The following is a 4867-nucleotide window of genomic DNA, read 5'->3' as shown; positions in this document are numbered from 1 at the left end:
GTCGTGGAAAGTGACGGCGTTGAGCAGCTCCTTGGCGTCGAGCGGCTTGTGCAGCCAGTCCGACGCGTTCATGCGCACCAGCACCCGCGTCTGCTCGGACGTCAGCTCGCCCGAAACCGCGATCAGCGGCACCGACGCCCAGGCCGAGCGCGCCTCGACGAGCGCATTGTTGCCGAGCAGCTCGCCGCTGCCGAGATCGAGGATGATGATGCCCGGCCGCGCATCGACCGGCGGCCCTTTCAGGAACTCGACCGCCTCCGAGACCTTGACGTCGTAGATCGCCAGCGCGTCGAGCCGTGTCGTCACGTCGCGCGTGAAGTTCGGGTCGGAAGAAAACAGGGCGACCTGTTTGCGTTTGGTGGGCAACACTCTGGTGTCGATGGCGTTCATGGGAACGTACTCTTCAAATCCTCGCCAGTTACAGTACTCAGCATGGAGGGCATGTTGATGTTGGCAAACCCCATCAGTCCCTGGAGGAAAAAGAACTGGAAGGTCCGGTTTTGCAGGCTGACCGTGATCGTCGGCACGGGGCCGCCAAGCCGGGTCTGATAGCCAAGTCCGGTTGCCGTGTAGGTGACGACGACGTTGCTGCGCAGCAAGCCGGAGAAGAAGTGGCACATTCCTGGCCGCTGGGTGCCGGTAAGCGCCGGGCAGGCATCGTCATTGGTGACGGCGGCGTCGCCGCGGAATATCCGGCTGAAAGCAGCTGCGCTGAATCCGCCGCTGTTTGTGCAAGAACCGGTGGCACCACTGTAACTGCAGACGAACGGACCGTAAGCGCCGGCGACGACCGGCGCACCGGGATTGGCCGTCGGTGCGGCAATGGCAAGGTTGGTCGCGACCGCGTCCGATATTGAGGCCAGCCGCGCGCCGACCTGGACCGCCTTGGTTGCTGCATTCCACTGATAAAAAGCGTAGCCGAAATCGACGAAGCCGAGCGTCAACGCAAAGAGCAGGGTCGAGACGATGGTCATCTCGACCATGGCCGCGCCGTCCTCGGATTTTGCGAAACGCCTGATCATCGTCAGAACCGCATCAACCGCTCTTGATGTGAACCGCTCAGGGTGATTGGACCAATACCAATGAAGGACAGCATACCGACGCCGGTGTAGGGGTAGGTTCCGTCCGCCCGGACAATGCAGACTTGTGCGGTCGTCGATCGATACTGCGTGACCCCTGCGACCACCGCATCGTGGCAGCCGGTACCGATCGTCACGGTGACATTGGCTGTTTGCCAGCCGGGAACGCGTGCTGTGCCGGTGCCAGCTACATTGCCGTAAACCGCAATATTGGCGGCGATGCCGGCGCAGTCTATCGCCGACAGCCCGGCATCCGTGTAAATCTGGCTGTTGCAGCGGGCGCCGAAACGGGCCCCGTCGGAAAGCCCGGCTTCCATCAAAAGCTTGTCATGAATGAGATTGCCGAACTCGAACACGCCGGCCGAAAGCGCAAGCATCAATGGCGTGATAAGTGTCATCTCGATCAGCACCGCGCCGCGTTGATCACGCTGAAATCTCGCAAGGTGACGAAGGATATGGCCAAGCATTTTCGTCACCGGTAAAGCTGAGCTTCGTCGCGCAGGAAACTGTCTAAGGTTCCCTGTCCGCCACGACCGGTTACGTCAACGAGCTCGACGAAAACGGAGCCACCTGCGTTGGCGCCCGGAACGGGCTCGGTCAGGAAGAAGCTTGCAAAAGCCTCTACGGGGAGATTGGTGCTGTTGCCGTTCAGATCGTTACCGGCGGTCTCGAGCGCATTACAGTTGAGAATTGCGCCGTAGAGCAGACGACGATCGACGGATGCCACCGGCGGCTGGCAGGAACTCGGCGGTGTTCCCACCTCGCCACCCGCAGAAGCAGTCCCCACCAGACTGTTCGCGATCTCGTATTGGTAAACCTGATACCGGGTCGGCTTGCTCGTGTCCCAGGAAGAAGGATAGCTGGTCCCACCGAAGTTGGTGCTCCAATAGCTGGACAGGTTCCAATCTCCGTCACCCATCCGCCCACTCATATATGGCGTCGTGGCATCCCTTGGCAGGCCCATATTGCCCGTGGCGTTGAACGTCAGCTGATTATAGTTCGGGCACTGGTTGGTATTGCCGCCTCCATTTCCATTGCTATTCGCGGACGCGCCCTTTCGCACATTCGAGGCAGGGCCATATTCCGGGCTATTGAAGGAGTTGCCACTGGCACTGATACCGAAACGCACGTTGAAAGCATCCTGAATCGGGCCGGTGTTCTGGCCTGTCTTGGTGCTTACACCCTGAGCCGAGTAGCAGCCGATTGGCCTCGACGTCGCGATTGTCTCCGCGAGCCCTTGAGCTCCGTTGCCGACGCTGTCGGGCGGCGCGAGGAACCCGAAGTTGCCGGGTCCGTATCCAGCGTTGTTGCCCACCGTGCGAAGCTCGATCAACCGCCGGCGGATGGACGGATCTGATGCGGCTTGCTGCAGCGTGACGCCGCCGGCGGAGTTGGTGCCGTTCACCATCTCGTATGGATTGCAGATGAAGACGGGCGTGTAGTTGCAGACACCGGACGTGAACCCTGCGACAGAGACCGCGCCGACGTTGAAGCTGTTGCTCGCGGTGTTCCCGGTCAAAAACGAGGCAGGGAATATGGCCGCGAAGCCGACGGGCGTCACGGTGACCCGGACGAACCGTGCGTTGGGTGCATCCGTCACTTCATCGGTGATGATGTTGGCTGCTGCGATGGCAGTACTGTCTGATGCGGGAAGCGATCGAAGGTAGGTTCTCGTCACTCCCGCCGCTTGCAGCACCTGCGGAACGCCCGCCGTGGAGAAGGTATATGGGTTGCTCACCAGGGTCGCTAGCGCCCGGTCGGCGCGAACGATCGAGTCGGTGCGGCCATCCAACTCCGCAGCCGCGGCCAAAGCCATGGCATCGCCCGCCTTCTGCAGGTCGTTGTGCATGTTGTTGACCCGGCTCATGTCGATTGCCAGCAGCGAAAAGCCGATGATTGCCGGCAACATGATACTGACGAGCAGCAGCGCTATGCCTCGCTGATCGTGCCAGAATCTACGAATGGTCCCCAACATGACCCAACCCTTTACCCCTTGGTGTCAGGCTCCTCTCACACCTGATACAACCGCTTCCTTTCGTTCATTTCACTGCGTGGTCGCACCCGTCGGACCGACATTGACTGTCATATTGGTCGTGGGTGCCGGCGCCGGCGGAAGCTTGTATTTCTGCACGATGCCGACCGACCGAGCGCCGTCGCCTTCGATTTTCGTGTTGTTCGACGCCGGGTTATACGGATCGACCGTCTGCAGCAGTTCGTTTGCCTTCTGCGAGTCGCCCGACGCCAACGTCATCGTATCATAGTTGTTGAGATAGTCGGCGGCGCAGCCCGCAAGCAGGCTGGAGCCGAGAAGGACGAGCAGGAGCTTATTTCTTGACATAGAGCATCTTGTCCTTCGATTTCACATCCAGCATGTGGCCGTAAGGGCCGGTGACGCCGTCGCCGTGCTCATATTTGCGGATCATGTCCTTGCTGACTTCGAGCTGACCGAGCAGCATGAGTTCCGGGTCGTTGGCCGGCCTCGTCTTGTCGAAAGGCGTCGCCAGTTGCTGACCGGGCTTCACCGGCCGCACGAGGTGTGGTGTCACGATGACGACCAGCTCGGTCTCTTCCTTCTGCGTGCTCGAATTCTTGAACAGCGCACCGATGATCGGCACCTGGCCAAGCCACGGCACCTGATCCTGAAGCCTCGTGTTCTTGCTGGACAGCAGGCCCCCGACCGCGAAGCTCTGGCCGTCGCGCAGGTCGACCACGGTCGCCAGCTTGCGGTTGGTGAAGATCGGGTCGCCGGCCGGCGTGAAGCCGGTCAGGTCGCTGACTTCCGGCGCAAGCTTGATATGGACCTTGCCGTCATCCAGCACCACCGGCGTGAAGTTCAGATTGACGCCGAATTGCTTGAACACGATCTCGATTTCGCCCTGGCTGTTGACGCTGCGGATCGGCACTTCGCCGCCGGCGTTGAAGCTGGCTGTTTCGCCGGAAACCGTGGTGAGGTTCGGTTCGGCCAGGAGCCGTACGAGACCCTTCGACTCGAGCGCCTCGATAATAAGGTCGACCTTGACGTTGCTGTCGATGATGCGGGTAATTAAAGCTCCGAAGGGGTTGGCGGTCGACAGTAATCCGCTGATCAGATCTCCATCGCCAAGGACCACGGGATTGCCGTCGTCATCCTTCGTTGTGGTCGCGATCCCGGTGCCAACCCTGGACGTTCCGCTCCCGTTCTTGCTCCGGAAAGACACGCCGAGGTCGCGGCCGCTATTGCGCTTGGCCTCAAGGATGCGCACCGAAAGATTGACCTGCTCGCTGTCATCGATGGTGACGGCATTGATAATGGCGTCGGGGCCATATTGCTGCGTCACCTCGACGATCTGCGCCAGCGTCGCGGCGTCCTTGACGTGGCCGCTCAGGCGAACCTTGCCGTTGATCGAACCGATTTCGATGCGCGCCCTCGGTGCCACCTGACGGATCGCGGCCGCCATGTCGCTGACATCCTGGCCGACCTCGATCTGGATGGCGCCCAGCGAGCGCTTGTCCTCGGAAAACAGATTGACGGTGGTGGTGCCGACGCTCTTGCCGATGATGTAGAGCGTCTTGTCGGTCATCGGTTGGGCGTCGGCGATCTTTTCGTCGCCGACGACGATATCGCCAAGCGTGGCGCTCACCTGGATGGTGACCGACTGCGAGACGGGCACGAAGACGCGGTGCAGCGACGGGCTCGACACGTCGATGAAGCGGTCGGCGGCATGAGCCACAGGGCTCAACGGCAACACAATACAGGACAACGCCAGAGCGGCGGCGGCCAGTGATCCCCGAAAAAATCGCATCTAGAT

Annotated in this window: 5 protein-coding genes and 1 pseudogene; all 6 read right to left on the bottom strand. The window is 61.0% G+C overall.

Annotated elements, in window-relative coordinates:
• Window positions 1-390: pseudogene (locus tag EOA38_RS28240) on the bottom strand (response regulator transcription factor); the annotation flags it as partial.
• Window positions 387-983, bottom strand: coding sequence for a TadE/TadG family type IV pilus assembly protein (locus EOA38_RS28235; RefSeq protein ID WP_245480935.1), 597 nt, complete (start codon window positions 981-983; stop codon window positions 387-389). The gene EOA38_RS28235 and the pseudogene EOA38_RS28240, both read right to left, overlap by 4 nt.
• 41 nt (window positions 984-1024) lie before the next feature.
• Window positions 1025-1546 carry a TadE/TadG family type IV pilus assembly protein gene (locus tag EOA38_RS28230; protein WP_127300772.1) on the bottom strand — a complete coding sequence of 174 codons (522 nt, stop codon included), beginning with the start codon at window positions 1544-1546 and terminating at the stop codon, window positions 1025-1027.
• 5 nt (window positions 1547-1551) lie between these two features.
• Window positions 1552-3054: a pilus assembly protein TadG-related protein gene (locus EOA38_RS28225; RefSeq protein WP_127300771.1), complete on the bottom strand. Its 1503-nt coding sequence runs from the start codon at window positions 3052-3054 to the stop codon at window positions 1552-1554.
• A gap of 69 nt (window positions 3055-3123) precedes the next feature.
• On the bottom strand, window positions 3124-3417 hold the full coding sequence (locus tag EOA38_RS28220; protein WP_127300770.1) for a hypothetical protein: 294 nt from the start codon (window positions 3415-3417) through the stop codon (window positions 3124-3126).
• On the bottom strand, window positions 3404-4789 hold the full coding sequence (locus EOA38_RS28215) for a type II and III secretion system protein family protein (RefSeq protein ID WP_245480936.1): 1386 nt from the start codon (window positions 4787-4789) through the stop codon (window positions 3404-3406). The genes EOA38_RS28220 and EOA38_RS28215 overlap by 14 nt, the downstream gene beginning before the upstream one ends.
• Between the last annotated feature and the right edge of the window lie 78 nt (window positions 4790-4867).

This window comes from Mesorhizobium sp. M1E.F.Ca.ET.041.01.1.1, assembly GCF_003997355.1.
In the GTDB taxonomy this organism is placed as follows: Bacteria; Pseudomonadota; Alphaproteobacteria; order Rhizobiales; family Rhizobiaceae; genus Mesorhizobium.
This window is presented reverse-complemented; position numbering and strand designations above follow the sequence as displayed.

Bases quoted from the DNA above. Each gene is read 5' to 3' on its own strand.
- EOA38_RS28225 (WP_127300771.1), bottom strand. From the start codon at position 3,054: ATGTTGGGGACCATTCGTAGATTCTGGCACGATCAGCGAGGCATAGCG.
- EOA38_RS28220 (WP_127300770.1), bottom strand. From the start codon at position 3,417: ATGTCAAGAAATAAGCTCCTGCTCGTCCTTCTCGGCTCCAGCCTGCTT.
- EOA38_RS28235 (WP_245480935.1), bottom strand. From the start codon at position 983: ATGGTCGAGATGACCATCGTCTCGACCCTGCTCTTTGCGTTGACGCTC.
- EOA38_RS28230 (WP_127300772.1), bottom strand. From the start codon at position 1,546: ATGCTTGGCCATATCCTTCGTCACCTTGCGAGATTTCAGCGTGATCAA.